Source organism: Nostoc sp., from assembly GCF_036917455.1.
Lineage (GTDB): Bacteria > Cyanobacteriota > Cyanobacteriia > Cyanobacteriales > Nostocaceae > Nostoc.
This window is the reverse complement of the sequence record NZ_JBALDK010000243.1, coordinates 1-25554: the sequence shown is the minus strand read 5'-3', so window position 1 is coordinate 25554 and position 25554 is coordinate 1. Positions and strand designations below refer to the sequence as shown.

General features: G+C 40.1%; 25 protein-coding genes and 1 tRNA gene. 20 read left to right on the top strand and 6 right to left on the bottom strand.

Going from position 1 to position 25554, the window contains the following annotated elements:
- Positions 1 to 188: 188 nt before the first annotated feature.
- The gene (locus V7K42_RS27110) at positions 189 to 893 is read left to right on the top strand and encodes an HAD family hydrolase (RefSeq protein WP_334920566.1); all 705 of its coding nucleotides are present in this window, start codon (positions 189 to 191) and stop codon (positions 891 to 893) included.
- Positions 894 to 975: 82 nt separating this feature from the next.
- On the opposite strand, the gene V7K42_RS27105 is transcribed toward V7K42_RS27110, so the two are convergent.
- The 4 genes from V7K42_RS27105 to alr all read right to left on the bottom strand — a co-directional run bounded on the left by V7K42_RS27105 (position 976) and on the right by alr (position 3257).
- The gene (locus tag V7K42_RS27105) at positions 976 to 1266 is read right to left on the bottom strand and encodes a hypothetical protein (RefSeq protein WP_334920564.1); all 291 of its coding nucleotides are present in this window, start codon (positions 1264 to 1266) and stop codon (positions 976 to 978) included.
- A 382-nt stretch (positions 1267 to 1648) separates the two neighbouring features.
- Complete coding sequence (locus V7K42_RS27100; protein ID WP_334920562.1) at positions 1649 to 1912, bottom strand: hypothetical protein; 264 nt, start codon at positions 1910 to 1912, stop codon at positions 1649 to 1651.
- A tRNA-Leu gene (locus tag V7K42_RS27095) sits at positions 1886 to 1967 on the bottom strand. Before V7K42_RS27095 ends, V7K42_RS27100 begins: the two co-directional genes overlap by 27 nt.
- 102 nt (positions 1968 to 2069) lie before the next feature.
- Positions 2070 to 3257 (bottom strand): alanine racemase, encoded by a 1188-nt coding sequence (alr, locus tag V7K42_RS27090; RefSeq protein ID WP_334920560.1) that lies wholly within the window; start codon positions 3255 to 3257, stop codon positions 2070 to 2072.
- A gap of 394 nt (positions 3258 to 3651) precedes the next feature.
- Here alr and V7K42_RS27085 point away from each other — a divergent pair, with 394 nt between their 5' ends.
- The 15 genes from V7K42_RS27085 (at position 3652) to V7K42_RS27015 (ending at position 18642) form a co-directional block, all read left to right on the top strand.
- On the top strand, positions 3652 to 4149 hold the full coding sequence (locus tag V7K42_RS27085; RefSeq protein WP_069070622.1) for an HNH endonuclease: 498 nt from the start codon (positions 3652 to 3654) through the stop codon (positions 4147 to 4149).
- A gap of 653 nt (positions 4150 to 4802) precedes the next feature.
- Positions 4803 to 6086, top strand: coding sequence for a DHH family phosphoesterase (locus tag V7K42_RS27080; protein ID WP_334920558.1), 1284 nt, complete (start codon positions 4803 to 4805; stop codon positions 6084 to 6086).
- A gap of 192 nt (positions 6087 to 6278) precedes the next feature.
- On the top strand, positions 6279 to 6749 hold the full coding sequence (locus V7K42_RS27075) for a DUF29 domain-containing protein (protein ID WP_334920556.1): 471 nt from the start codon (positions 6279 to 6281) through the stop codon (positions 6747 to 6749).
- Between the two features lie 160 nt (positions 6750 to 6909).
- On the top strand, positions 6910 to 8190 hold the full coding sequence (locus V7K42_RS27070) for a hypothetical protein (protein ID WP_334920554.1): 1281 nt from the start codon (positions 6910 to 6912) through the stop codon (positions 8188 to 8190).
- A gap of 159 nt (positions 8191 to 8349) precedes the next feature.
- Entirely contained in the window at positions 8350 to 8538 is a 189-nt protein-coding gene (locus V7K42_RS27065) for a hypothetical protein (protein ID WP_334920552.1), read from the top strand.
- 71 nt (positions 8539 to 8609) lie between these two features.
- On the top strand, positions 8610 to 9104 hold the full coding sequence (gene sixA, locus V7K42_RS27060; RefSeq protein ID WP_334920550.1) for a phosphohistidine phosphatase SixA: 495 nt from the start codon (positions 8610 to 8612) through the stop codon (positions 9102 to 9104).
- Between the two features lie 108 nt (positions 9105 to 9212).
- A complete protein-coding gene (locus V7K42_RS27055) occupies positions 9213 to 10349 on the top strand; it encodes a citrate synthase (protein WP_334920548.1) in 1137 nt (378 codons plus the stop codon).
- Between the two features lie 277 nt (positions 10350 to 10626).
- Positions 10627 to 11745: an NADH-quinone oxidoreductase subunit NuoH gene (nuoH, locus tag V7K42_RS27050; protein ID WP_094346554.1), complete on the top strand. Its 1119-nt coding sequence runs from the start codon at positions 10627 to 10629 to the stop codon at positions 11743 to 11745.
- A 161-nt stretch (positions 11746 to 11906) separates the two neighbouring features.
- Entirely contained in the window at positions 11907 to 12491 is a 585-nt protein-coding gene (gene ndhI / locus V7K42_RS27045) for an NAD(P)H-quinone oxidoreductase subunit I (RefSeq protein WP_094346553.1), read from the top strand.
- A 118-nt stretch (positions 12492 to 12609) separates the two neighbouring features.
- On the top strand, positions 12610 to 13224 hold the full coding sequence (locus V7K42_RS27040; protein WP_334920546.1) for an NADH-quinone oxidoreductase subunit J: 615 nt from the start codon (positions 12610 to 12612) through the stop codon (positions 13222 to 13224).
- Between the two features lie 59 nt (positions 13225 to 13283).
- On the top strand, positions 13284 to 13589 hold the full coding sequence (gene nuoK, locus V7K42_RS27035) for an NADH-quinone oxidoreductase subunit NuoK (RefSeq protein ID WP_006199065.1): 306 nt from the start codon (positions 13284 to 13286) through the stop codon (positions 13587 to 13589).
- A 6-nt stretch (positions 13590 to 13595) separates the two neighbouring features.
- Positions 13596 to 14516 (top strand): NAD(+) kinase, encoded by a 921-nt coding sequence (locus tag V7K42_RS27030; RefSeq protein WP_174708584.1) that lies wholly within the window; start codon positions 13596 to 13598, stop codon positions 14514 to 14516.
- 393 nt (positions 14517 to 14909) lie between these two features.
- Positions 14910 to 15704 carry a GNAT family N-acetyltransferase gene (locus tag V7K42_RS27025; RefSeq protein WP_334920545.1) on the top strand — a complete coding sequence of 265 codons (795 nt, stop codon included), beginning with the start codon at positions 14910 to 14912 and terminating at the stop codon, positions 15702 to 15704.
- A 356-nt stretch (positions 15705 to 16060) separates the two neighbouring features.
- Positions 16061 to 17677, top strand: coding sequence for a glycosyltransferase family 39 protein (locus tag V7K42_RS27020; RefSeq protein ID WP_334920543.1), 1617 nt, complete (start codon positions 16061 to 16063; stop codon positions 17675 to 17677).
- A gap of 245 nt (positions 17678 to 17922) precedes the next feature.
- A complete protein-coding gene (locus V7K42_RS27015) occupies positions 17923 to 18642 on the top strand; it encodes a DUF4079 domain-containing protein (RefSeq protein WP_334920541.1) in 720 nt (239 codons plus the stop codon).
- A 235-nt stretch (positions 18643 to 18877) separates the two neighbouring features.
- On the opposite strand, the gene V7K42_RS27010 is transcribed toward V7K42_RS27015, so the two are convergent.
- Together V7K42_RS27010 and V7K42_RS27005 are read right to left on the bottom strand one after the other, a co-directional pair.
- On the bottom strand, positions 18878 to 19885 hold the full coding sequence (locus V7K42_RS27010) for an SPFH domain-containing protein (RefSeq protein WP_334920539.1): 1008 nt from the start codon (positions 19883 to 19885) through the stop codon (positions 18878 to 18880).
- A 102-nt stretch (positions 19886 to 19987) separates the two neighbouring features.
- Positions 19988 to 20422 (bottom strand): NfeD family protein, encoded by a 435-nt coding sequence (locus V7K42_RS27005; RefSeq protein WP_334920537.1) that lies wholly within the window; start codon positions 20420 to 20422, stop codon positions 19988 to 19990.
- Positions 20423 to 20655: 233 nt separating this feature from the next.
- Here V7K42_RS27005 and V7K42_RS27000 point away from each other — a divergent pair, with 233 nt between their 5' ends.
- The 4 genes from V7K42_RS27000 (at position 20656) to V7K42_RS26985 (ending at position 25499) form a co-directional block, all read left to right on the top strand.
- Positions 20656 to 22662, top strand: coding sequence for a 4-Cys prefix domain-containing protein (locus tag V7K42_RS27000; RefSeq protein ID WP_334920535.1), 2007 nt, complete (start codon positions 20656 to 20658; stop codon positions 22660 to 22662).
- A 391-nt stretch (positions 22663 to 23053) separates the two neighbouring features.
- The gene (locus V7K42_RS26995) at positions 23054 to 23314 is read left to right on the top strand and encodes a hypothetical protein (RefSeq protein WP_094327307.1); all 261 of its coding nucleotides are present in this window, start codon (positions 23054 to 23056) and stop codon (positions 23312 to 23314) included.
- A gap of 344 nt (positions 23315 to 23658) precedes the next feature.
- Complete coding sequence (locus tag V7K42_RS26990; RefSeq protein ID WP_334920533.1) at positions 23659 to 24339, top strand: class I SAM-dependent methyltransferase; 681 nt, start codon at positions 23659 to 23661, stop codon at positions 24337 to 24339.
- Positions 24340 to 24647: 308 nt separating this feature from the next.
- Positions 24648 to 25499, top strand: a complete 852-nt coding sequence (locus V7K42_RS26985) for a DUF2079 domain-containing protein (protein ID WP_334920531.1) — start codon at positions 24648 to 24650, stop codon at positions 25497 to 25499.
- The last annotated feature ends 55 nt before the right edge of the window (positions 25500 to 25554 follow it).

Sequence of the window (25554 nt, the reverse complement as noted above, 5' to 3'; positions counted from 1 at the left end):
AACACAATTTAGAGTAAATAATAACTAGATTGGGAAAAGGTATGAAATTAACCAAGTCTCCAGGTGAATTTTTCTGGTTGTCCAAAAAATTTGCGCGATCGCCGGTTTATTCGTACTGCGGATGTAGTGTGAGTACGCTCGCCACATCTCTAGATTAAAGATTAGGATGTATAATTGCTGAATGCTTCGTGTCTTTATTTACTGGCTTTATGCGTTATTCTGTATTGGCCACTGACTACGACGGTACACTAGCAACTGACAATCATGTAAATGAAAATACTTTGGCAGCACTCTCACGTCTGCGGAATTCTGGTTACAAACTCATCTTGGTGACAGGTAGACAGCTAGATGAATTGCTGCAAGTTTTTGTACAAGTAGATTTATTTGATTATGTAGTAGCAGAAAACGGCGCTTTGCTATATTCACCAGCTACCCGTCGGGAGAAACTATTAGGTTCGCAACCATCAGCAGAATTTATTAACGCATTACGCGATCGCCAAGTCAATTCCTTGTCAGTTGGCCGTGTAATTGTTGCGACTTGGCATCCCCAAGAAACCATAGTTTTAGAAACTATCCGCCAGATGGGATTAGAATTACAAGTCATATTGAATAAAGGTGCGGTGATGGTGCTACCATCAGGAATTAATAAAGCCACAGGGTTAGCTGCCGCCTTGGATGAGATGCAGTTATCACCTGAAAATGTAGTCGGGATTGGCGATGCAGAAAATGACCATGATTTCCTCAATATTTGTGGTTATTCAGTAGCAGTTGCCAATGCTTTGCCGACGCTCAAAGAGCGTGTAGATTTTGTGACTAATGGTAGTCGGGGGGATGGTGTTATAGAACTAATTGAAAAACTTATCACCTCAGATTTAGCTGAATTCGGGCATTAATTTAAGCAGATTTATTTATGCAAATAAAAAAAGGAGAGTAGCAATACTCTCCTAACGTAATATGAGTGAGGTAAATTTCAGCTTAGTGATGAAGTCTCGCTTGACGCTCACGGAATTCACGGGCTTGACGTTCCCGCAACTCACGAGCTTTACGTTCGCGCAATTCACGAGCTTGACGTTCGCGTAATTCACGAGCGCGTTGTTCGCGGACTTGAGGTTCGTGTTCGACTTTACTGTTATTAAAAGCTACAGTATTACGATTAAAATTATCATGCTCAAATTTAAATTCAGCAGCATTAGCATTTTGAGAAACAGCAGCAATTGAAGCAGCTGCTAATAAGCCTCCAAGAAGAATAGATTTAAAGCGGTTCATATATCCTTTAATGTGCCTTGCATTACTTGATTTGTACATCTTCAATGTAATCGGAATAATCAGGTATATGCCTGTATACAAAGTCATGTTGAAATAGTTACTTTTGTAACTAATATTAGGATTTATTTTTGATTTTTAAAAAGTTATAATTGTCAAAATCTGACCTGACACGACTTTATCCAAAATTAATAACTTGCATCTCTTGTATTGGTAAAACCCTAGCTTTTTGCCAAAAACTTTTTCCATATTACTGATTTTCGGTGAAAACTAAAAAGTAAAACTCCCGTCATACCAAGCTTTCAGCGTCAGCTTAAGCGTTGCCAAAAAATGGATAAAGTCGAGCTTAGAGGTGATTATTCAAAACTTTTTATAACTGAAAATCCTAAAAGACTTCCTCTACAGGACATTTTGCTCCCTTGAAGCTAGTGTTTAGCCTTGTGGCAAATGCGATTGGCGAAGCCGTGCCATAGCATTCGCCCACCTGCCTAAAAGCAAACCAGCGCTCACGTTGCATTGCTACATGGGGCGACAAAGCACAGCCACAGTCTGAAATTTTCTCCAAAAAAGGTAGGAGAGACGATTTCTTCAGTTTGATATCACACGAGCGTAAAATCACAAGTGCGGATAAAAGGACTTGAACCTTCACTCCTTTCGGAACTAGAACCTAAATCTAGCGCGTCTGCCAATTTCGCCATATCCGCATCAGTTCATAATCTTACCACAAGAAATTATTTTTGGGAATAGGGAATAAATGAGTCGGGGAGAAGAAGAGTTTTTCCCCCTGCACCCTTCCCCCTGCCCAATTACATAACTGCAACACGAGGCAGACGATGCTTAAACCCGCAGAGAATTTCCCAAGAGATAGTATTTAATTGTTCTGCCCAATCATCTGCTGAAATCTGTTCTTTTCCCTGTTCCCCTAACAAAGTGACTACTTCTCCTTCTTGGATATTGGGTATGGCGCTCACATCCAGCATCAACTGATCCATTGTAATTGTCCCGATTTGCGACACCCTCTGACCGCGAATTAACACCTGCATTTTGTTAGAAAGACTGCGAGGAACGCCGTCAGCATAGCCAATTCCCACGACAGCAAGGCGAAGTTCGCGCGGGGCAATAAATTTATGCCCATAGCTGACAGCAGTTCCTTTTGCAATTGTTTTAACTTGGGTGACTCGTGCTTTAAGTTGCAAAACTGGTTTGAGATCGATCGCATTTTGTAAATGCGGTGCTGGGTAGAGTCCGTAAACAGCTAAACCTACTCGCACAATGTCATAGTGCAATGACGGATCTGTGAGTGCAGCTGCTGAGTTTGCCAAGTGCAAGTATGGCACTTCAATTCCCACTGCTTTTATTTGGGCGATCGCTTCCTCAAATCGTCTATGCTGTTCTTCCATTGCCGTAGTATCAGGATCGTCTGCTGTTGCCAAATGAGAATAAACACTGGCAATAGATAGATGTGGTAAACGCTGCACTAATTGCACGAATTCACCAGCTTGCTGCCAATTAGTTCCTAACCTAGACATTCCCGTGTCTAATTTGATGTGTACGGCCACTGGAGAACCATGATTCATGGATTCCAGAGTATCGGAAAATACCAAAGCTTGTTTAGGACTACAGAGTGTGGGCTGAAGTTTCCAATGTGCGATCGCATGAATCTGTTCTGGTGTATGAGTTGCTCCTAAAATCAAAATGGGCGCTTCAATCCCGCCTTCTCGCAATTGAATAGCTTCTGGAACTGTAGCGACTCCCAGCCAACTAGCTCCCGATTGAATTACAGTTTGGGCGACTGTTACCGCTCCATGTCCATAAGCATCAGCTTTTACTACTGCCATCAACTGAGTGTGTGGCGATAAAAACTGCACCAATTGCTGCACGTTATACGACAATGCCCCTAAATCAATTTCTACCCAAGCTCGTTGCGAAAACCACGCGTAGGGGTCGCACTGCTGATTAGGAACTACACCAGGGATTTCTTTGCGACTTAACATTTGTACTGACTCCTATCCCACCACGGCTAAACTTTCAAGTTATCTATCTATACACGCTCCTAAAAGCGAGATCAGATTAAATAGGAAGTTTAACCTTCATATTGGAATTGATACAAGATATTGCGGTAGCAAAATAAAACTTAAGATTTAGGATCAAAAAGTTATAATTAAATCTTGTGTCTCAATTTTTTGCTGTGTTATTTGCATTAGCCTACGTAAAATTCCTGCTGTCAAGGTGAGAAGTTTTACTTTCAAACCGCTAACTATTGACTCATAACTCTTAACTCATAAATTAATTGTAGAATTCTGCCGAAAGTATAATTTATTCTCATCTCCCTAGTAGGGTGTATTTGTGTTAACATTTATGTAAAGCTAATACCCTGAGCGCAGATACATGGGGAAGGTTTTAGTCTTAAACGCATCTTACGAACCTCTCAATATCACGAGTTGGCGGCGTGCTGTGGTTCTGTTAATCAAAGGCAAAGCAGAACGCGTAGAACACAACGGTAAATTCCTGTACTCGGATTTTCCGTTGCCGACCGTAATCCGGTTACGTCACTATGTACGCGTTCCTTATAAAGAAATTCCTCTGACTCGCCGAAATATATTGCACCGGGATGGTCATGCTTGTCAATACTGTGGTTACACAGGAGATGAGTTGACTTTAGACCATGTAATACCGCGATCGCGTGGCGGGGGCGATACCTGGGAAAACATTGTAACAGCTTGTGTCCGTTGCAATGTTAAAAAAGGTAGTCGCACTCCCCATGAAGCTCACATGCCTTTACGTCATCCTCCCCGCCAACCTTATAGCAGCCTCTATTTCGAGGTCAGCAAACATCTTAAGAGTGGATTGCATACAGAGTGGCAAAAGTATGTTATAGGGCTTTGAACAAAAATATAGAGGAGCAGCGGAGAAAAAAGAAATACCTTCTTATGATTGGGACGAAGCAACAACTTTAGTTATGGAGTGTTAGGAAATTGACAGCTATGTAAGTTGCAACGATGGCGATCGCGTCTTGTAGATAGGCGCAATCCTTTAACGCTCAAGCCTCTATACTTGTGTATGGGGTTTACCTTTTGCTTTGCATCTTCTCTGAATTATCAGAATTTTCCAAGGGGATAAAACACCTATTGTTAATCAAAAATAATTGTTAATTGCTCAATAGTCACAAGAATGAGAGTATTGAGCATAAGAATATTTAAAATATCAAAGACTAACCCGAAAGTATAAGATAGAAAGTATGCCTTAAGTCAGATAAAAATTCTGCTGATTAAATTTACGGAAGAAAAAAAAGCTTCTTAAACAGATTTATGCTGCCAGATTCAGCCCAATATACAAAACTTCCTTGTTTCCAGCACTCATACCCCCTGCAATGGAATTTAGTTGATGTCAAGCGCTGTTACTGACAAAAAATATACTTAGATGTATAGTGCAATGTCTTGATATTTTTGCGAAGATCAAAATAATGTGGCTAAATTCAGTGAATTACCGATCGTAGTATTTCTGAATTAAAGGAGCCTAACACTTTAAAAAAGTTCTTTATGTACTTGAATTCTCCCGTTACTCAGTTTGAGAGTTTGTCATTGACTACAGAGCCAAACCCAGAGGAACCTGAAATAGAAAAAGCGCCAGTGGAAGTTGCATTTAAAAGTCCCTCATTACCGCCATCGGTAGGCGATGGGGCCATATATCTCAATCACCGTGGTAATTCTCTGACACAACAAAAGTCAGAAGAACTACAAAAAACCCTTCTGGCACACCGACACGATCGCCAACTGGTAATTCTGCAAGATTTTCCTGACCCTGATGCCCTTTCTTGTGCTTGGGCTTATCAGTTAATTGCCCAGCAATATGATATCAAATGTGAGATAATTTATGCTGGCGCATTGAGCCATCAAGAAAATATTGCCTTGGTAAGGCTGACTAACTTACCAATCCAACGCTGGACAACGCAAACCTTGAAAACCAAAGATTTGTCATGTTATCAAGGTTTTGTATTAATTGATAACCAAGGAACCACTTCACAATTACTGTCAGCAATACAGCAAGCTGGAATTCCCCTAGTGGTACTCGTTGACCATCACAGTATCCAAGGCGATCTGCATTCAGAATTTGAGGATATCCGTCCTTACGTAAGAGCGACGGCAACCATTTTTACTCAATACCTTCAAACGGGATTACTGGCATTAGATAGCAGCATAAATCAACATGTTAAATGTGCCACTGCCTTGATGCATGGCTTGCGATCGGATACAAATCGGTTAATGCAAGCGCAAGAAGAAGACTTTATGGCAGCTGCGTATTTAAGCCGATTTTATGATGCCCAATTGCTGAATGCTATTTTACAGGCGAACCGTTCCAAGCGGGTAATGGATGTGATCGAGCGATCGCTAAAAAATCGCATCGTCCAAAATAACTTTTCCATTGCTGGTGTTGGTTACTTACGCTACGAAGACCGCGATGCCATCCCCCAAGCGGCTGATTTTCTTGTCACCGAAGAAAACGTCCACACCGCCGTAGTTTACGGCATTGTTCACGATGAAGACGAAGAACTAGAAATAGTCATTGGTTCCCTCAGAACCACCAAACTGACCCTTGACCCCGATGAATTCATCAAAGAAGCTTTTGGACAAGATAGTGCGGGGCGCTTTTTCGGCGGTGGAAGGACAAGCGCAGGTGGCTTTGAAATTCCGATGGGTTTCTTATCTGGCAGCAACGAAAATTCCGCTTATGCAAAAATGAAATGGGAAGTATTCGACACTCAAATTAAGCAAAAACTGCTGAGGTTGGTTAATCCCAGAGACAACCCGATTCAGTCGGAGTAGAAGGGGGCAGATGGGGAAAACTCCTAACTCATGCAGCAGTCAAAGTGTTTGGTCAAATAGCATCCCTAAATTATTCGTGATAAACATCTTTCCCGACTTTTTATAAAAGTCGGGAAATTTGATCTTTTGACAGAGGCTGAACAGATTGAGAATGTAGTTTGTGCCTAATATTATTTGTAAAAGAAGAATTTTATGAAAATTATAGAACTGCAAATGTTACAAACTTTGTATGAGCAAGATTTTTGTGCTTGGGTAGAGCAGACAGCAGAACTTTTGCGATCGCACCAGTGGGACACGTTGGATTTAGAACACTTAATTGAGGAAGTGGTGGACTTGGGTAAGAGTCAACAACGGGTGTTGCAAAGTGCGTTGCGGTTGGTGTTATCGCATTTGCTGAAGTGGAAGTATCAACCTGAACGTCGCAGTCACAGTTGGCAAGTGACCATTACCCGTGAGCGACTTAATATAGATGAATTACTGCAAGAAAGCCCTAGCTTACAGCGTTTTTTAAATGATGCTGAGTGGATTAATACTATCTATCAAAGAGCGCGGCGAGAGGCAATGGTGGAAACTGGTTTATCAGAGGATGAATTTGCGATCGCTTGTCCGTTTTGTGTTGATGAGATTTTAGACTTAGACTTTTATCCTAACGCTGAGGAATAACTGTAATTGGATAAATATACGGAAATTTTTTGTATATTATACAAAATGAAAAATTTTAATTTATATATATCTTAAATTAAGTGAATATACCTTTAAATTCGGTTTAATAAGTGGGTAATCTAATTTGTGTAGAAGTAGCCCTACTAAGATAGGTAGAAATATGACACTAAAATTTGAATTACTCTGTATTGACCAACAAGGAAAAGTCAAGTTTAAAAAAACTAAAAATTTTATTCTAAGTTTATCGACTATTGAAAGTTTATGGACTAGTGAGCCATCGATTTCAGAAGATTCTCTTGAAATTAATGATAATAACCAAAAAATAAAAGTATCTGTTCAGCCTTTTGATACAAGTAAAATGGTGATGGTAGATCGCTTCTCCTCAGCTTATTACATTGTTCTTGAAGGCGAATTTGATAATATTGAGCCTTTTAGAATAAAGCTTATTGATCAGATAAAAGATTTTGGATTTGACCACAGGCAAATATTAATAGATGATGTTTCTAATCAAATTGCAGTGAATACATATCCTTTAATAAATAGCATTGAAACCTTATTGAAAAAATATATTGTAAACTTTTTTATTACAAAAATCGGTACTAACTGGTGGTCAATTGTAATTTCTACTGATAATCAAAAGAATGCAAAGAGCAAAAGGGGTAATGAAGTAGTATTTACTAATACCTCAAAAGTAATTGCTGATGTGACATTATTGAGCTTTGAACAGTTAGGAAAGATTATTTACGGACAATCTTCAATTTTTACAAATATACAAGATGTCCTCGGCAAAGTTAAAGCAGCAGAAGACTTAGAAAGTTTAAAAAAAGAGCTTTTAGAAGGTAGCTATGTAAAATATTTCAAAGATACATTTGAACAAAATGATTTTCAACAAAAATGGGAGGATCTGAATTTTATTAGAAATAAGGTTGCTCATAACAATTATTTTGTTCAGAAAGATTTTGATTTAGCAAGTGAGCTATGTGACAAGCTAACCCAAATAATTAATAATGCAGATACTAGTATTGATGCACTAACTTTGAGTATTGCAGATAAAGAAGCTGTGATGAGAAAAGCAAATGATAATTTAGTTGAAATCGAGAAGGAAGAAAAACAATTAGAACACCAGGAAGGAAAAATTAATGAGGAGCTAGAAGATAGCTTGATAAAATCAACAAATACTGAAAGTGTTATTCAGCAATACTTAGTGCTGAACGAAAAAGATTTAATTTATAAAATTAGAGAATGTTCAAAATTAAAAGAGTTTCGAGAATTTATAGGGCTGAAGTCTTTTGTTAGAGATTATTTGGGGCGTGAAGGATATTCATTAAATTCATCTTATGCCCTAATTAACCTTTTGGCAGATAAAGGAAAAATAGAAACTTATGAAGTTCCAAATCCTTATGGAGAATTTAATACAACTGCAATAAAATTAATAGAATAAATTCATTTTCAATGCAGCAGATAGAGGAAAGCCTTTGCCTTTGATGGAGTTGCCGAAGTTGTCTACCTCTGCTGAATTGTGCAGTTAGACCGCTAAACTCCCATTTTGAGATATAGCGTTAAAACTTGTATCAGTTCTGCTCTTTAATGAAGTATAACCATGATCCAGCAACAATTATTGAATGAGTTTTTATCCCTTCCTGCGGAAGCACAGCGTCAAGTCATTGACTTTATTGCCTTTTTGCGACAAAGATATGCAGTAGTTGAATCTGCCTCTCAGCTACCTGACATCGACTTGATAAATGATAGCTTTATTGGGATGTGGAGCGATCGCCAAGATTTAGGATAGATTCATTAACATCAGACGTAACTCCTAACTAAGTACGGGTTACGACCCGCTACGCTAACAAAATTTAAAGTATGGAACTATACTTAATTCGTCATGGCATCGCCGAAGACAAGGAATTAGGCATTAAGGATGAAGAACGCAGCCTTACCAAAGAAGGAAGGCAAAAAACTGAGAAAGTTGCCCAGAAACTTGTTAAATTGGGTTTAAGCTTTGACTTGATTCTTACCAGCCCCTTAGTGCGGGCCCGCCAAACGGCTGAAATCCTTATAGAAGAAAAACTTAGCTCACAGTTAGAGGAATCTAGCCACCTCGCCCATGATGGGGAAATTTCAAGTTGGCTAAAAGAGTGGTTAGAACCAAGAAATTATTCCCAAAATACCCAACTGGCGTTGGTTGGACACGAACCTGATTTAACCAGTTGGGCAGAAATTCTCCTGTGGGGAGAAGTCAAAGAAAGCTTAGTCTTGAAAAAAGCAGGTATGATTGGGATAAAACTACCAGAAACAGGTTCTCCTCTGGGTCGGAGTCAGATGTTTTGGTTGACACCACCCAAGTACCTGCTATAACAGTTTTTCAACATTTTCGATTGTTGTTAGAACGGCTACTGTTATGGCGACAATAAATTTCTGGTAAGTTAACTCGATCAGATATTTCAAAAAGCAAATGGTGGTGCCATGATGGTGTGCGAATACAAGCCTGGTTTAGAAGGCATTCCCGCCGCTCAATCAAGTATCAGCTATGTTGATGGGCAAAAAGGAATACTAGAATATCGTGGCATCCGAATTGAGGAACTAGCAGAAAAAAGTACATTCCTGGAAACTGCTTATCTCTTGATTTGGGGTGAACTGCCAAACAAGGAAGAACTGGAAGCATTTGAGCATGAAGTTCGTTACCACCGGCGGATAAAATACCGCATTCGGGACATGATGAAATGCTTTCCAGAAAGCGGCCACCCAATGGATGCCCTACAAGCCTCTGCTGCGGCTTTAGGCTTGTTTTATTCACTTCGGGATTTACATAATCCTGCCTACATTCGAGATTCCGTGGTGCGCCTCATAGCAACCATTCCCACGATGGTGGCGGCGTTCCAACTGATGCGAAAAGGCAATGACCCGATACGTCCCCGTGATGACTTAGACTATTCGTCCAACTTTCTATACATGCTCGATGAGCGAGAACCCGATCCTTTGATGGCGCGGATTTTTGATATCTGCTTGATACTTCAAGTCGAGCATACAATGAATGCTTCCACTTTCAGTGCCAGGGTGACAGCTTCCACCTTAACCGATCCTTATGCTGTGGTTGCTAGTGCCGTCGGAACTTTGGGTGGGCCCCTGCATGGTGGAGCCAATGAAGAAGTAATTCAGATGTTGGAGAAAATTGGCTCTGTAGAAAATGTCCGTCCCTACATAGAGCATTGTCTGGAAACTAAATCTAAGATTATGGGCTTTGGACATCGTGTGTATAAAGTGAAAGACCCACGAGCCACAATCTTACAAGGTCTAGCAGAGCAATTGTTTGAAAAGTTTGGGCATGATAAGTTCTATGACATTGCCCAAGAGATGGAACGAGTAGTAGAGGAAAAACTCAGTAGCAAGGGGATTTATCCCAATATTGACTTTTACTCCGGTTTGGTGTACAGGAAAATGGGAATTCCCACAGACTTGTTTACGCCAATATTTGCGATCGCTCGTGTTGCCGGTTGGTTAGCCCACTGGAAAGAACAACTAGCAGAAAACCGGATTTTCCGTCCTACCCAGGTTTATAACGGTCATCACGAAGTGACTTATACCCCAATTGACAAACGGTAATTGGGGATTGGGGATTGGGCATTGGTTATTAATTCATCTCCCTCATCTCCCCCTGCCCCATCCCCTCAATAGCCAATCCCAATGCCAACCATAAGTAGAAGTTCTCGTATCGCTTCAGAGGGCTAAAACCATCCAAGGATATACTAGGCATGGGAATTAGCGACAAATCTTCTATCAAGCATCATCTGGGCAAAAATTAAAAATGGGTGAATTTACAGGTATTAATTTAACTAATAGTTGTAACTCACCATGACTCGATGTCTTAAAGAGCGGAAACATGAACTCAGGAATTGACCTCCAAGGAACTTTTATTGAATCCCTCCGGGATTTAGGTTTACCAGCAGGAACAGCCAAAGCGATTTGGATGCCCCTGCCAATGATACTGATGCTGATTGGGGCAACAGTGGGGGTATTAGTTGCTACTTGGCTAGAACGAAAAATTTCCGCCTCTGCACAGCAGCGAATTGGGCCAGAATACCAGGGGCCTTTTGGGTTGCTAGTGCCTGTAGCGGATGGTTTGAAATTGGTATTTAAAGAAGATATAGTACCAGCCAAATCTGATCCCTGGCTGTTTACCCTCGGCCCTATTATTGTTGTAATTCCGGTGTTTCTGTCGTTCCTGATCGTTCCCTTTGGGCAGAATATCGTTATTAGCAATGTGGGCATGGGCGTATTCTTGTGGATTGCCTTGTCAAGTATTCAACCCATTGGCTTGCTGATGGCTGGCTACGCATCTAATAACAAATACTCCCTCTTAGGGGGCTTGAGGGCAGCAGCGCAATCTATTAGTTATGAAATTCCTTTGGCATTGGCGGTGTTAGCGATCGCTATGATGTCTAATAGCCTCGACACCGTTGATATTGTCAATCAGCAATCTGGCTACGGCATTCTAGGCTGGAACATTTGGCGACAACCAGTCGGTTTTCTGATCTTTTGGATAGCCGCCCTCGCTGAATGCGAACGATTACCTTTTGACTTACCCGAAGCCGAAGAAGAAATCGTTGCAGGCTATCAGACTGAATACTCAGGCATGAAATTCGGTCTGTTCTACCTCGGTTCCTACGTTAACTTAATCCTTTCTTCCTTACTAGTAGCAATCCTCTACCTGGGCGGTTGGGATTTTCCTATTCCCCTCAACCTCATCGCTGGTTGGCTGGGAGTCAGTGAACTAAATCCCGTGTTCCAGATAGTAACTGCTGCTTTGGGAATCACAATGACCGTCTTCAAAGCCTATTTACTAGTGTTTGTCGCCATCCTGTTACGCTGGACAGTGCCACGGGTACGGATCGATCAACTGTTAGATTTAGGATGGAAGTTTTTGTTGCCAGTTGGCTTGGTTAATCTCCTATTAACCGCTGCCCTGAAACTAGCCTTTCCCTTCGCTTTTGGTGGTTAGTCATTAGTCATTAGTCGTTAGTGAGCCAGCGCGGTCTTGGGGGTTTCCCCCATGAGTGACTGGCGAACCCGTAAGGGTCATTTGTACTAATGACTAATGACCAAGGACAAAGGACAAGGGACAAATAACGCTGATAGCTTAAAAAGAGAGAGTGAGACAAAATGCTCAAGTTCCTAAAACAAGTTGGTGATTACGCCAAAGAAACGGTACAAGCTGCGCGTTACATTGGTCAGGGGCTTTCTGTCACCTTCGACCACATGCGGCGGCGACCAATTACTGTACAATACCCTTACGAAAAACTGATTCCTGGTGAACGGTTTCGCGGTAGAATTCACTTTGAATTTGATAAGTGCATCGCCTGCGAAGTTTGCGTTCGCGTTTGTCCAATTAACTTGCCTGTAGTAGATTGGGAATACGACAAAGCCAGCAAAAAGAAAAAACTCAACCACTACAGCATTGACTTTGGAGTTTGTATCTTTTGCGGTAATTGTGTGGAATTTTGCCCCACTAACTGTCTATCCATGACAGAAGAGTATGAGCTTGCCACTTACGATCGCCATGAATTGAACTATGACAACGTAGCACTAGGTCGTCTGCCTTATAAGGTAACAAACGATCCAATGGTTACACCACTGCGCGAACTAGTTTATCTACCCAAAGGTGTCCTCGAACCCCACGGACTGCCCGCAGATGCGCCACGTGCAGGTGCGCGTCCAGAAGACCTGGTAGAACAAACAGAAAAATAAATGTCATTTGTCATTTGTCCATTGTCATTTGTCCTTTGTTATTTGACCAATGACTAATGACCAGTGACCAGTGACCAATGACCAGTGACCAATGACCAATGACTAAGGACAAAAAACAGTGAATCTAGCAGAAGGAGTACAGTTAGTATCGCTTGGCATACTGGGCGTGATGATGATTGGGTCGGCCATTGGTGTGGTGCTGTTCTCCAACATCGTCTATTCTGCCTTTTTGCTAGGGGGTGTGTTCATCAGCATTGCGGGAATCTACCTGTTGCTAAATGGTGATTTTGTTGCAGCTGCACAAATACTAATTTACGTTGGGGCAGTTAACGTGCTGATTTTGTTTGCCATTATGTTGGTAAACAAGCGTCAGAATTTTGTCGCATTTCCCAACTCTTGGGTGCGTAAATTACTTACAGGTTTAGTCAGCGTAGGATTGTTTGGTCTTCTAAGTACAATGGTACTGGCTACTCCTTGGGCTTACTCAACTGCTTCTGTAGTAGGTGGTGAAAGCTCTATAATTCTGATTGGAGAGCATTTCTTCACTGACTTTTTACTACCTTTTGAACTGGCTTCCATTTTGCTACTAATAGCGATGGTAGGAGCAATTATTTTGGCACGTCGTGAATATTTGCCAGATCAACTAACACGATCCGAAGTGGGACAAACCGTTTTAACTTTGCAAGAACGCCCCAGAGAACTGGTATCAACAACCAGCGAAACAAAAGAGTAATATTTGCGACTTTATTCGCAGATAAATAGCCAGATTTTTCAGGAGGGATACCCAGATTCATGCAACTCCAGTACTTTTTATTACTAGCAGCAGCTTTATTCTGCATTGGCATCTACGGTTTAATTACCAGCCGCAACGCCGTGCGGGTGCTGATGTCAATTGAGTTACTGCTCAATGCTGTTAATCTGAATTTAATGGCATTTTCCAACTTCCTCGACTCAACATTAATTAAGGGTCAGGTTTTCACAGTCTTTGTGATTACCGTGGCCGCGGCCGAGGCGGCGGTGGGTTTAGCGATCGTGCTTGCCATTTATCGCAACCGCGATACCGTCGATATGGAGCAGTTTAATCTCCTGAAATGGTAATTGTGCGTGCAACTAAAGCAGGTAATCATTGCTTATAAAGCGCGGGATGCCCGGAGTAAACAATGGGCAGAAATCTGTGCTAAACAACTAGAAAGCCGCGAGTGCCATGTGTTGATGGGGCCTAGCGGGCCAAAAGACAACCCTTATCCTGTCTTTTTGGCTTCGGCGGCTCAACCAATCGATCTCGCCTTGGTACTCGGTGGCGATGGTACTGTTTTAACTGGTGCCAGACATTTAGCCCCAGCTGGCATCCCGATTCTGGGAGTGAATGTGGGAGGTCATCTGGGGTTTTTAACTGAGTCAGTGGAAGAGTTTCAGGATACAGAGAAAGTTTGGGATCGACTGTTTGAGGATCGCTATGCTATCCAACGACGGATGATGTTACAAGCTGCGGTGTATGAGGGTCACGGCTCTAATTTGGAACCCGTGAGCGAGCGTTACCTGGCTTTGAATGAATTTTGTGTCAAACCCGCCTCTGCTGACCGAATGATTACCTCAATTCTAGAAATGGAAATCGATGGTGAGGTAGTCGATCAATATGTCGGGGATGGGTTGATTATTTCTACTCCCACAGGTTCCACAGGTTACACTGTTTCTGCTAATGGGCCAATTATGCACGATGGTATGGAGGCACTCACCATTACTCCTATTTGTGCAATGAGCCTTTCTAGTCGCCCACTCGTTTTACCCCCTGGTTCTGTGGTGAGTATTTGGCCTTTGGGGGATTACGATTTGAGTACCAAACTGTGGACAGATGGAGTTTTGGGGACTTCAATTTGGCCGGGACACCGCGTTGATGTGCGGATGGCAGAGTGTCGGGCTAAATTTATTATTTTGCGCGAGAACAATTCCTACTATCAGACGTTGCGAGAAAAGTTGCTTTGGGCAGGTACAAGGGTTCACTACAACAATAATCACCGTAATTAATTAAGTATTTTAGAGTGCATTTACCGCAGATTGCGTAGGCGTAGCCCGTCGTAGACATCGCGTACCCGCCCTTTCCGGTGGCGATCGCATCGCCACCAAAACCATCCAAGCCCCTGGATTCATCTGGGGGCTTTCCCCTTGTCCTCTTCTTGGAATTGCATCTATAGCCTATATCAAAGGAAAATTTTGTATCTTATTGCCAGATTTTTTCGGAATTAATGTCCATAATAAAAGCACTCTACCTCTAATCCAAAAGAGTAAGAAAGCTTTGTAGAGGTTATTTTATCAAAAAGTGTCTCACTCACGCTTCGACACATTAATTCATAATGTGAGCTATTTGTATAGTGCCTAAATCCTAGTAGGATATTTTCGCAAATCTAAGTAGGAAGATAGATGGAAGTTTCTGGACGCTACATCAATTATTCACTGAATGCTCCTCCCACTATTGAAGATTTTCCCGTCCTTCAAACTGAAAAATATACCCTACGGCTGGCTTCAACTGAAGAAGAATTAGAATCAATTTTTCGGTTGCGTTTTGAAGTTTTTAATCTGGAACTAAGCTTGGGATTTTCTGCTTCTAACTTTACCCAGATGGATAGAGATAAGTTTGATGCAGTTTGCCATCATTTAATCATGATTTCCAAACAAACTGGTAAAACTATTGGAACTTACCGGATGCAAACCTATACAATGGCTTCTCAAAGATTAGGTTTTGATGCTGCCGATATATTTAATCTTAATGCAATTCCTCATTCTGTGCTTCAAGCATCAGTTGAAGTTGGACGTGCATGTATAGCTAAAGAATACCGCAACAGTCAGGCACTTTTACTATTATGGAAAGGGCTAGCAAATTATCTTATCTGGAGTAAAAATCAATATTTCTTTGGTTGTGCATCATTACTAACACAATGTCCTTTGAAAGCTACTTGCACTTATGATTATTTTCAGCAGAATGGTTTGATGCATCCAAGTATTTTAGTTTATCCAAATTCACAATCTTGTTTAGAACTGCCTCAAAGTTGTCCAGATTCATATAATGTGGAAATTCCTAAAATTTTGCAGGCATACTTGAATATTGGAGCTAAAATATGCAGTATTCCCGCTATTGACCGACATTTTAAAACTATTGATTTTTTAACTATATCGAACACCAAAGATTTTGCTAGATGGCGTTATCAAATATTATAAAAATTATCTTTAATCTTAATTCCTATTGAGATTGTCTAATGAACAGACTTAGATATAAGGGATTTCCAAGGAATAAATTATCCCAAAAAACGAACCACTCCAGATGCAGAGAAGCCAGTGCGTTGCGGTGAGTCCAGCGCTGTAGGCGACTGACGAACCCGGAGGGGAATTCCCCCCGTTGTAGCACCTGGCGCAACACAGAAAAGAGAGATTAAGAGGATTTTTGTGTTAGTTTTGGAATATTTTTTTATTTAGAAGTCCCTGATTACTAATTCGTCATTAAAAACTACGAATTATGATGATAGGCGTGGCTGCGGCACTAGATTATTTTAGATAAAATCTTGGGAAAACTACTTATGCACCATCTCAAATTTGCTCCGAGTTGGTTGCGATTTTTAATTATTTTCTTATTGGTGATGGGTATATTGTTTCGCTTTTCTAATCTTGATAACAAGGTTTACTCCCATGATGAAACTTATACCTTATTGCGAATCTCTGGTTATACAAGAACTGAAGCACAAGATAAACTTTTTAATAGTAGTGTCATTGGTGGAGAAAGTTTTACTCAGTTCCAAGGTGTAAATCAAAAAAGCTTAAATGACACAATCATGACTTTGGCTAGAGAAGATTCTTTGCATCCACCACTTTATTACGTAATAGCGAGATTGTGGATGGAAGTTTTTGGTAATTCGGTAACGGCGATCAGAAGTTTATCTGCTTTAATTAGTTTGCTGGTTTTCCCTTGTGTGTATTGGCTATGTCGAGAATTATTTAATGTGCCGCTATCGGTTACTGGTGTAGCGATCGCACTCATGGCAGTTTCTCCAATTCACCTAGTATACGCCCAAGAAGCACAAGAATATATTCTCTGGTTAGTCACCATATTACTATCCAGTGCATCTCTGCTGCAAGCAATGCGGCTGGAATCACCAGATAAAGATGAGCTAGCAAAACAACGACAACGACCAGATTTATTTGCTATCTGGAGCATTTATGCAGTAACTTTATCCATTAGTTTTTACACATTTATTTGGAGTGGGTTTGTAGCAGTTGCTCACGGAATTTATGTGATGATTACTGCCAAATTTAAGTTAACTAAAATTGTCCAAACTTATTTGCTAGCATCACTGGTAAGTTTTTTAGCCTTCATGCCTTGGATAACAATTGTGATGGGTGACTTTTTTCAATTTTTGATTTCAGCAGACAAGACAACAATGCAGTCATCTTTGATGCCTGTTTTTCCATTTTTGCTGATGCAGTTAAACCGAATTTTTTTTGATATAGACCTTAGTTCAGACAATCCTCTGAACTATTTAGTTACATCAATTTTTTTAACTTTGGTAGGATATTCAATTTATTTTATTTGTCTGACAACTAACTATAAAGTCTGGTTTTTTATCGCCACATTAACTATAGTACCAGCACTACCTCTAATACTGCCAAGTGCTGGAGGTATACAATCGTTTAGCGAACCATATCTCATACCATCTTATTTGGTAATTCAAGTGACTGTTGCTTACCTATTAGCGACAAAATTATATAATGGGAGCGCGTCACGCCGCAAAATTTGGCACATAATCATGGCATTAGTGATTATTTGTGGTTTGATTTCTTCTAAGGCAAATTCCCAGGCAGAAACTTGGTGGAATAAGGGTGTGAGCTATGGCAATCCCCAAGTTGCCCAAATTATCAATCAAACAACTCGTCCACTTTTAATTAGTGATGCTTTGGGGAATAATTATGGGAACATTTTTTCTCTGAGCTATCTTTTGGAACCAAAAGTGCGATTTTTGTTGGTGAAAAATCAAAAAATTCCTAAAATTCCTGACGAATATACCAATGTATTTTTATTCAATCCTTCAGATACTTGGCGCGAAACAATCGAAAAAAAGTATAAATCAGATACAGATGTTGTTTACAGTGACAACTATTATTCGGTCTGGAAATTAGCTAAATCTCCTAAGTTGCGCTGACGCAATATTCCATCTAATAAATTATCCGTCAGTAGTTACTTTGGCAGTATTTTTTGAACTATAAGCCAATATTGCCTAAAATGATAATTTTTTATAAGATATTCAAATATCTACTTTATTAAAATCAGCTAAAAATAACAAAAACAAATATTAAACAGATTCTTATCTGAAATTAATTTAAGTGATGGTACGACACTTTAAATTATTCTTTGAGATAAATTTAGTGGTTTATTTAAAGGCGTTGTATGCAAATAACAGATTTTCTTAGTCTTTTACACCCAGCGATCGCAGTTATATTCGTATTTCCACTTATCGGGACAGTCGTTAATTTTGCTTGGCAAACACGCCAACGCAGATTGCAAATTTTAGCCGGGAATAAGAGCAAAATTCCCCCAGTGGTGGGCACAGAACATAAACAGTTAGGCGAAAGACTTACAGGTGCAGTTGTTGGATTAACTTTAATCGGATTAGGCTACCCTATTGGCAAAAATATTATCAAAAATCAATTGTGGAATAAAGCACCTTTTCAAGTTGTTTTTATCTTGTTAATATTTGCTGCTACCATCACCTCATTAGTATTTCTTTATCGGGCAAGGCAGCGATTGTGGCGGGCAGTTTTTGCAACTTTAACTGGTGCAGGTTTAGTAATTATAGGCTGTCAGGATGGAGTATATCGCCTCACCAGTCAGTGGTATTGGTCACACTATTATATTGGCATTACAGCAGCACTGCTGATGATTTTTTCATTAGCGATTGTTCCAGATATTTATCAAGATAAGTCTCATCGTTGGCGCATCGTCCATACAATTTTAAACTGCATTGCTTTGTTGCTATTTATTGGACAAGGAATGACTGGAACGCGAGATTTATTAGAAATCCCCCTGAGTTGGCAAGAACCCTATATTTATCAGTGTGATTTTACGAATAAAACTTGTCCAACACCAAATTCCCAACCACCAAAATGAACTAAGGGATTTCTAATAAATTATTTAATTTCTGCATATTTAAGATTTAGCAACCTACAATTAATGACGGGTTTGAATCCCCCATTAAAAGATTGCTGGATTCGGAATTCTGAATTCTTCTTCAAGCAATATTATCCACAAGCGATAGTCATTTGTAATTTGTCAGGATTTAGGAGTCAGAGTTAGGAATTATTATTCTTCCCCTGCCTCCCCTGCTTCCCCTGCTTCCCTACTCTTAACTAGGGCGGTTATTTTCTAACCTTGGGATTTGCTTAGAAAACAACTCGTCAGAGTCAACCTGACCATTTGAGATCACTGAACGCATACCTTCAAAAGCAGCAGGAATAGTGCGAGGATCTATAAATAACACCTTGCTGCTATCGCTTTTACCAATTGTCGCGCCCATATCCAGATAGCCTAAAGCAAACAGAACTTCCACTGCTTTATTGGCATTGGGATTAGTCTGGAGTTTTTGGGCAATAACTTCTGCTGATTCTGCGATCGCTTGTGCTTTCAAAACTTGCTGCTGACGTTCAGCTTGAGCCTTCAAAACGATCGCCTTTTGTTCAGCTTCAGCCTGCAAAATTACCGATTTTTGACGAGCTTCGGCATCCAGGAGTTGCGCGTCAGCTTTACCTCTGGCACTATTGACAGCAGCTTCGCGATCGCCCTCAGAAGTTAAAATTGCTGCCCGTTTGCGTCGTTCTGCTGACATTTGCAATTCCATCGATTCTCGCACTGCCTGAGACGGAATAATATCTCGCAGTTCTACCCGTGTCACTTTCACACCCCAAGGATCGGTAGCAACATCCAAATCTCGTAATAAAAGTTCACTGATGTGGGAACGGGCAGTAAAGGTTTGATCTAACTCCAGTTGCCCCATTTCGGCACGAATTTGAGTCAGCACCATATTTATCATTGCCGACTGGAGATTTTCTACCTTGTACCAGGCTTTTTCCATATCCACAATACGCCAGTAAAACACTGCATCCACCTCAATACCAACGTTGTCGCGGGTGATGCACTGTTGGGGAGGAATATCTAAAACTTTTTCGCGGATAGTTTCTTTGTAAACAATTCTATCTAGGAAAGGAATGACAAAGTTCAGTCCTGGTTCCAGTTTTTTGTTATAACTACCCAATCTTTCCACCAAAGCTTCATTACCCTGATTGACGACTTTCACAGATCCCGCTACGGCAGAACCACCAAGGGCTAAAAACACGAGTAAAAAAAACTGTTCCATTGTAAATCTCCTGATTTTTAAGTATTAAATGTCAAACAAAAGGGGAGATAAGGACAATAACCAATCCCCCATTCCTAATGACCAATGACAAATGACAAATAACTAAGAATTCAAGAGATTTTCTGGTATCACAATCAAAGTGGTACCTTCTCTCCGAACTACATAAACTCTTTGATGGGGTGGTATGGTAAATTTGTCATCGTCACACCGTGCTTGCCAAGAGTTTCCCTCATACAGCACCCGTCCTGTTTTCCCAGGCGGAATCTCTGTTAAGGTTTCAGCTATGACAGCATCCTGGATTTTCGATTTGCGTCGTCGTGGTTGCAAAAAGCGACGAGAAAGCACGATTAGGAATGTGGAAAATAATAGCCAAACTAAAACTTGCAACCATACACTTCCCAAACCAACTCCAGACAGCAGCGCCACCACAAAAGCGCTAATTCCCATCATGAAGGCGACAAACGCCGATGGTAAGAACAGTTCCATGATACATAAAACTGCTCCTGCCAGAAGCCAGATTAAGGTCAAACTTGGCATAGCGTCATCCTAGACTCGACATTGACGTAAACGCATTTCTACGATTAGATACAGCCAGACGTAAGTTATTTACAGAAAGCAAAATTTGGTCTTTTTACCAATAATTTTGATTACTTTCAGTAACTAGGTGTAGCTAGCGGTACACGAACCCAGTCTATTCTAGCCTTCAAGTCATTGCCAGCTAAATGTAATCGAAATTCATGAGTTGATTGGTTTTTTTAATTTATACTTTTATGATTTCTACTCAACTGACAATTTATTGTATAAATCCAGGGTGTAATAGCCCCATTAATCCTATTGGAGACCGTGTTTGTGCCAGTTGCCAAACTCCCTTGGTTCACCGTTATCTTTGGGCTACTGGCTCATTGTCTGCTCAAATCACACCAGGCACAAAGGTAGCAGACAGGTATGGTGTAATTACTCACCAGATTTGGCTGGATACTCAACCGGGACTGCCTCCAGATGTCCCTGAAGAATTGCCAAAGGAAGTAATTCCCTATCTACAGTTATATCAAGAACGGTTACATCTGCCGCAGGCTTATGGGTTTGCTAGTGATGGTGAGGAAGATACAACTGATATCCTCTTATTGGAAAATGTACCGATAGATGAGAGAGGAAATATCTATCCAACTATTGTTGAGGCATGGGAGCAAGCAACGGCGGTAAGACAAGTTTATTGGCTGTGGCAAATTCTTCAACTTTGGACACCTTTATCAGAATTAGGACTTAGCCGCAGTTTAATGGTCGTAGACAATTTAAGAGTCCAAGGTTGGTGTGTGCGACTATTAGAACTCTACCAAACACCAGAAGATAAGAAGCCGAGTTTACAAAATCTGGGTGAGTGTTGGCAATTTTGGGTAGCTACTGCAAAGACATCAGTAGCTAAAGGGTTACAAAACATAGTCCAGGAAATGTGTGAAACTGAAGTTGAGTTGGATGATATTGCTACTCAACTTAATGGTTTATTACTAGCATCTGCGGCAGAATTGCCATTGGTTTTGAAGGTGGCAGGCTCTACAGATATTGGCCCAATTATGGCGCAAAATGAAGATGCTTGCTACCCCAATGCTTTGAGTGATTTAGATGAACCTTTATTGTCCCGCTTGTCAATTGTTTGCGATGGCATTGGCGGACACGAAGGCGGCGAGGTTGCGAGTAAGTTGGCAGTGCAGTCTGTAAAGTTGCAAATTCGCGCCTTACTGGCGGAGGTAACACAACAAACTGTACTTGTATCACCAGAGTTGTTGCAGGAACAATTAGAAGCAAGCTTGCGGGTCGTAAATAATCTGATTTGTGCCCGCAATAACGAACAAAAACGCCAAGGCAAAGAACGCATGGCTACAACCATTGTCATGGCGTTACAAGTTCCACAAAGAGTGCAGACAAGTACTGGGTGGCAATCAAATAATACCCATGAACTTTACTTGGCTAATGTTGGTGATAGCCGTGCCTACTGGATTACTCGAAACTATTGTCAGCTACTGACAGTAGATGATGATGTGGCGATGCGGGAAGTCCGGTTTGCCAAAAGCTTGTATCGAAAAGCACTGATTAGAACTGATGCTACTGCCTTAACTCAAGCATTGGGGACAAGAAATTCAGAATCTTTGCGTGTCAAGGTTCAGCGATTCATTGTAGAAGAAGATGGCATACTACTACTGTGTTCTGATGGTTTAAGTGATAATAACAGGGTGGAACAATCTTGGCAGAATTATACAATACCCGTGTTAACAGGTGACATGACAGTTGAAGATGCCGTCCGCAACTGGATTAACCTAGCAAACGAAAAAAATGGGCGTGATAATACGTCGGTTGTTCTCAGTTATTGCCGTGTTTCTCCAGAATACTTAGTACCTGTGACTCCGGCGTTGCCAGAAGAAATTATAGAAGCAGAAATACAAGAGGAACTAGAGGAAGCAGAGGAAGCAGAGGAAGCAGAGGAAGCAGAGGAACAAGAGGAATTAATTTCCTTCACAGAAAGTTCGCAAACTTTGCTAGATTTGGATCTAGATTTAGATATTCCAGGCGAACCATTTATAAGCCCAGAAATTCCACTAACCTTGATTACAAAACCTAATTGGGGTAAACGCTTGGTAATGCTGGGGGGAGTAGTGGCATTGTTTGTAGGCGGTACAAGTTTAGGATTATTTGCTTGGTGGCAAATTAATCCTCAAGCATTCCAGCAAATGTGTCGGCAAGTTCCTCAAAAAGTGCAGCAATTGTGTGTAGAGGGAAAATAGGGAACGAGGAATGGGAATAATAGGTTATACGGGGAGCAACGCGAAATAAGTGAGATCCTCGTGAAAAGAGCAGGGGAGGCAGGGGGAGCAGGGGGAGCAGGGGGAGCAGGGAGAGTGAAGAGAAAACTTTAGTATTTTTTACGACCTTTATAGCTATAAATACACTTATTTCTTTCTCTTCCCCTGCATCCCCTGCTCCCCCTGCTCACAAAATCGCATTGCTCTCGGTTATACGTGACATTGGCGATTCGTCACCTACCCCATCTCTAACCTGATTAAAATCAAACATTGCTCAGGAGTTGGGCTGGTGTGTGTACTTCGCACTAATATTAGATTATCTAGGGTAAGCAGATTACTTGTCTTAAAATTTACTTAACAAAGGCGGTAAAAAATGAGCCGGATAAATCCTTATACACTGCAATTGCAGATTACCCGAATGTTTGAGCAAGGGCAATCATTTTTTGCCACAACCAAGGTGCAAGAATGGTTGAAAGAACACAAACACAATCCAGAAGATTATGACGTTATTTTCCATAAAAAACCTGCACCTCCTGGTTCCAAAGAAGTGATGGTAGTGGAAATTGAATTACGCCGCAAAGATGGACAATCTGTAGATCCTTGGTTGCAGGAACAAGCAAATCTCCATGCTTGATGTCATTTAATTCATATTATCTTAACAGAATTTACTAAAAACGAGCGTTCCCAATTACGGAACGCTCTTTGTTTTAATTATAAATACCTTTTTAAATCATCAAAATCTGAACAAATCAGAAAACACTCAACCTTGAAAAGACTGTATAGGAAAATTCTACTTTTGCTTTGTAATTTGCTCTTTCTGTGTGAGGTTATAGTAAGTTGCTATGTGTGTATATTAATCAAAATCACCCAATCAGGTGAATCAAATGGGTGAAGTTAAAAGAACACAAACTATCGTACCTTAAGGGTATAAATGGTTGCTTGACACACCAATTTATAGCCTTAGAAATTAGGAAATGGATGATGACTGTAAACCAAATTATTGGAGATTCACAAAATCACACTTCTGCCAACTTTGGTAAACGTTTCTTTGCCTGGATGATGGCTCAAAGTAGCAGTACGTATGATAAAATTATGAGCGATGTCTACGACAGGCTACGCAAACGCAAACGTTCTCTTTTTGCAAATCTTCAAGGGAAAGTGTTAGAAATCAGCCCAGGAACAGGCCCTAACCTACCCTACTACCCTAAAGATATCCACTCGATAGGAATCGAGCCAAACCTACATAAGCATTACTATATCCAAAAACAAGCAGAAAAACTAGGCTTAAAAATCGATCTCCGAATTGGTAATGCTGAATGGTTAGATGCTGAAGATAACAGCATAGATAATGTTGTGAGTACTTTAGTTTTATGTTCAGTGCCGAATATAGAATATACATTACAAGCTGTTTTAAGAGTACTCAAACCTGGTGGACGCTTCTTATTTATTGAACATGTCGCCGCACCTCAAGGAACTCTATTGCGAAAACTACAAAGCAAAATTAGTCCCATTTGGAAAGTGATAGGTAATGGTTGTCATCCAGATAGAGAAACTTTGATTGCCTTAGAAAATGCTGGTTTTGCTACTATCCATTATGAGCGATTTGATGCACAATTGCCGATTATTAGTCCTCATATTATCGGTATAGCGACAAAGTGAAATAAGTTTTTTTCCAGAGTTTGTTTCTTAAAATTTTTTCTGAATTTATTTTGAAACATTCTCTAATGCCAATTCTGTATGAAGATGCACTAAACCATAAATACAAGAAAGAAAAACGAACTGCAAAGGACGCATTCGCGTAGCATTTCGTAGAGAATAAAACAAATAAAGAAGTTAAAAGGGTTTAGCGCAGCCTCAGAAAGAAATTGTATAAGGCAAAATACTTTTTATTAAGCTATATTAATATCTTTTAGTGGTAAGCGCTTCTATATTAAACTAATTAATTAGTATATTTATTAGTTATTAATATGCAAAAAAAGCTTGGTTATATTAGCTTTTTAGTTATTATAGGAACTTTAATATTATTTATTTCTAGTAGTTTAAGACATCTTTTATTTAAATCTACTGCTCTTGATTTAGCTGTTTTCGACCAATGGGTATATTTAATAAGTCAGAATCTACCCCCAATATCTTCTTTTTTTGGATTTCATGTTATAGGCGATCATGCAGCCTTTATATTGTATCCAATCAGCCTACTATATAAAATATATCCTAGTGAATACTGGTTATTTTTAGTTCAAACTTTTGGTTTAGCTTTTGGGTGTTTACCTATTTATTTATTAAGCCTACAAGCTGGATTATCTATAAATTATTCAAAAGCAATAAGTTTGTCTTATTTGCTTTATCCGGCTTTATTTAATAGTAATTTTTTTACTGATTTTCGTCCAGAAAGTATAGCAGTTCCTGCATTATTATGGGCAATTTGGGCAGCAATAGAGAAATGTACTTATCAATTATTTTTTGCTATTGGGTTAGTTTTAATTTGTAAGGATAGCTTAAGCTTAACGGTAATAGGTTTTGGTGTTTGGCTACTATTGCAAAATCGAAGAGTTTATGGATTATGTTGTATTTTAATAGGCTTATCTTGGTATATTTTTACTATTGGTTATTTAGCACCTTTTTTGAGAGGCGGACAAGCTGGGGGAGTTGTGTTTTATGCTTCCCTTGGTAGTTCTCCAAAAGAAATAATCATTAATATTTTCACTAATCCTAATTTAATTTTAGGGAAGTTTTTGTCTCCTGATGCATTATTTTATTATCTTCTTCTTTTATTACCAGTAATTATTAGACATCTCCAAAATAGTAATATTCTGTGGTAAAAGAAGATTGCGATAAATTTTTGACACAAAAATATGAGTGACATACTGAAGCACA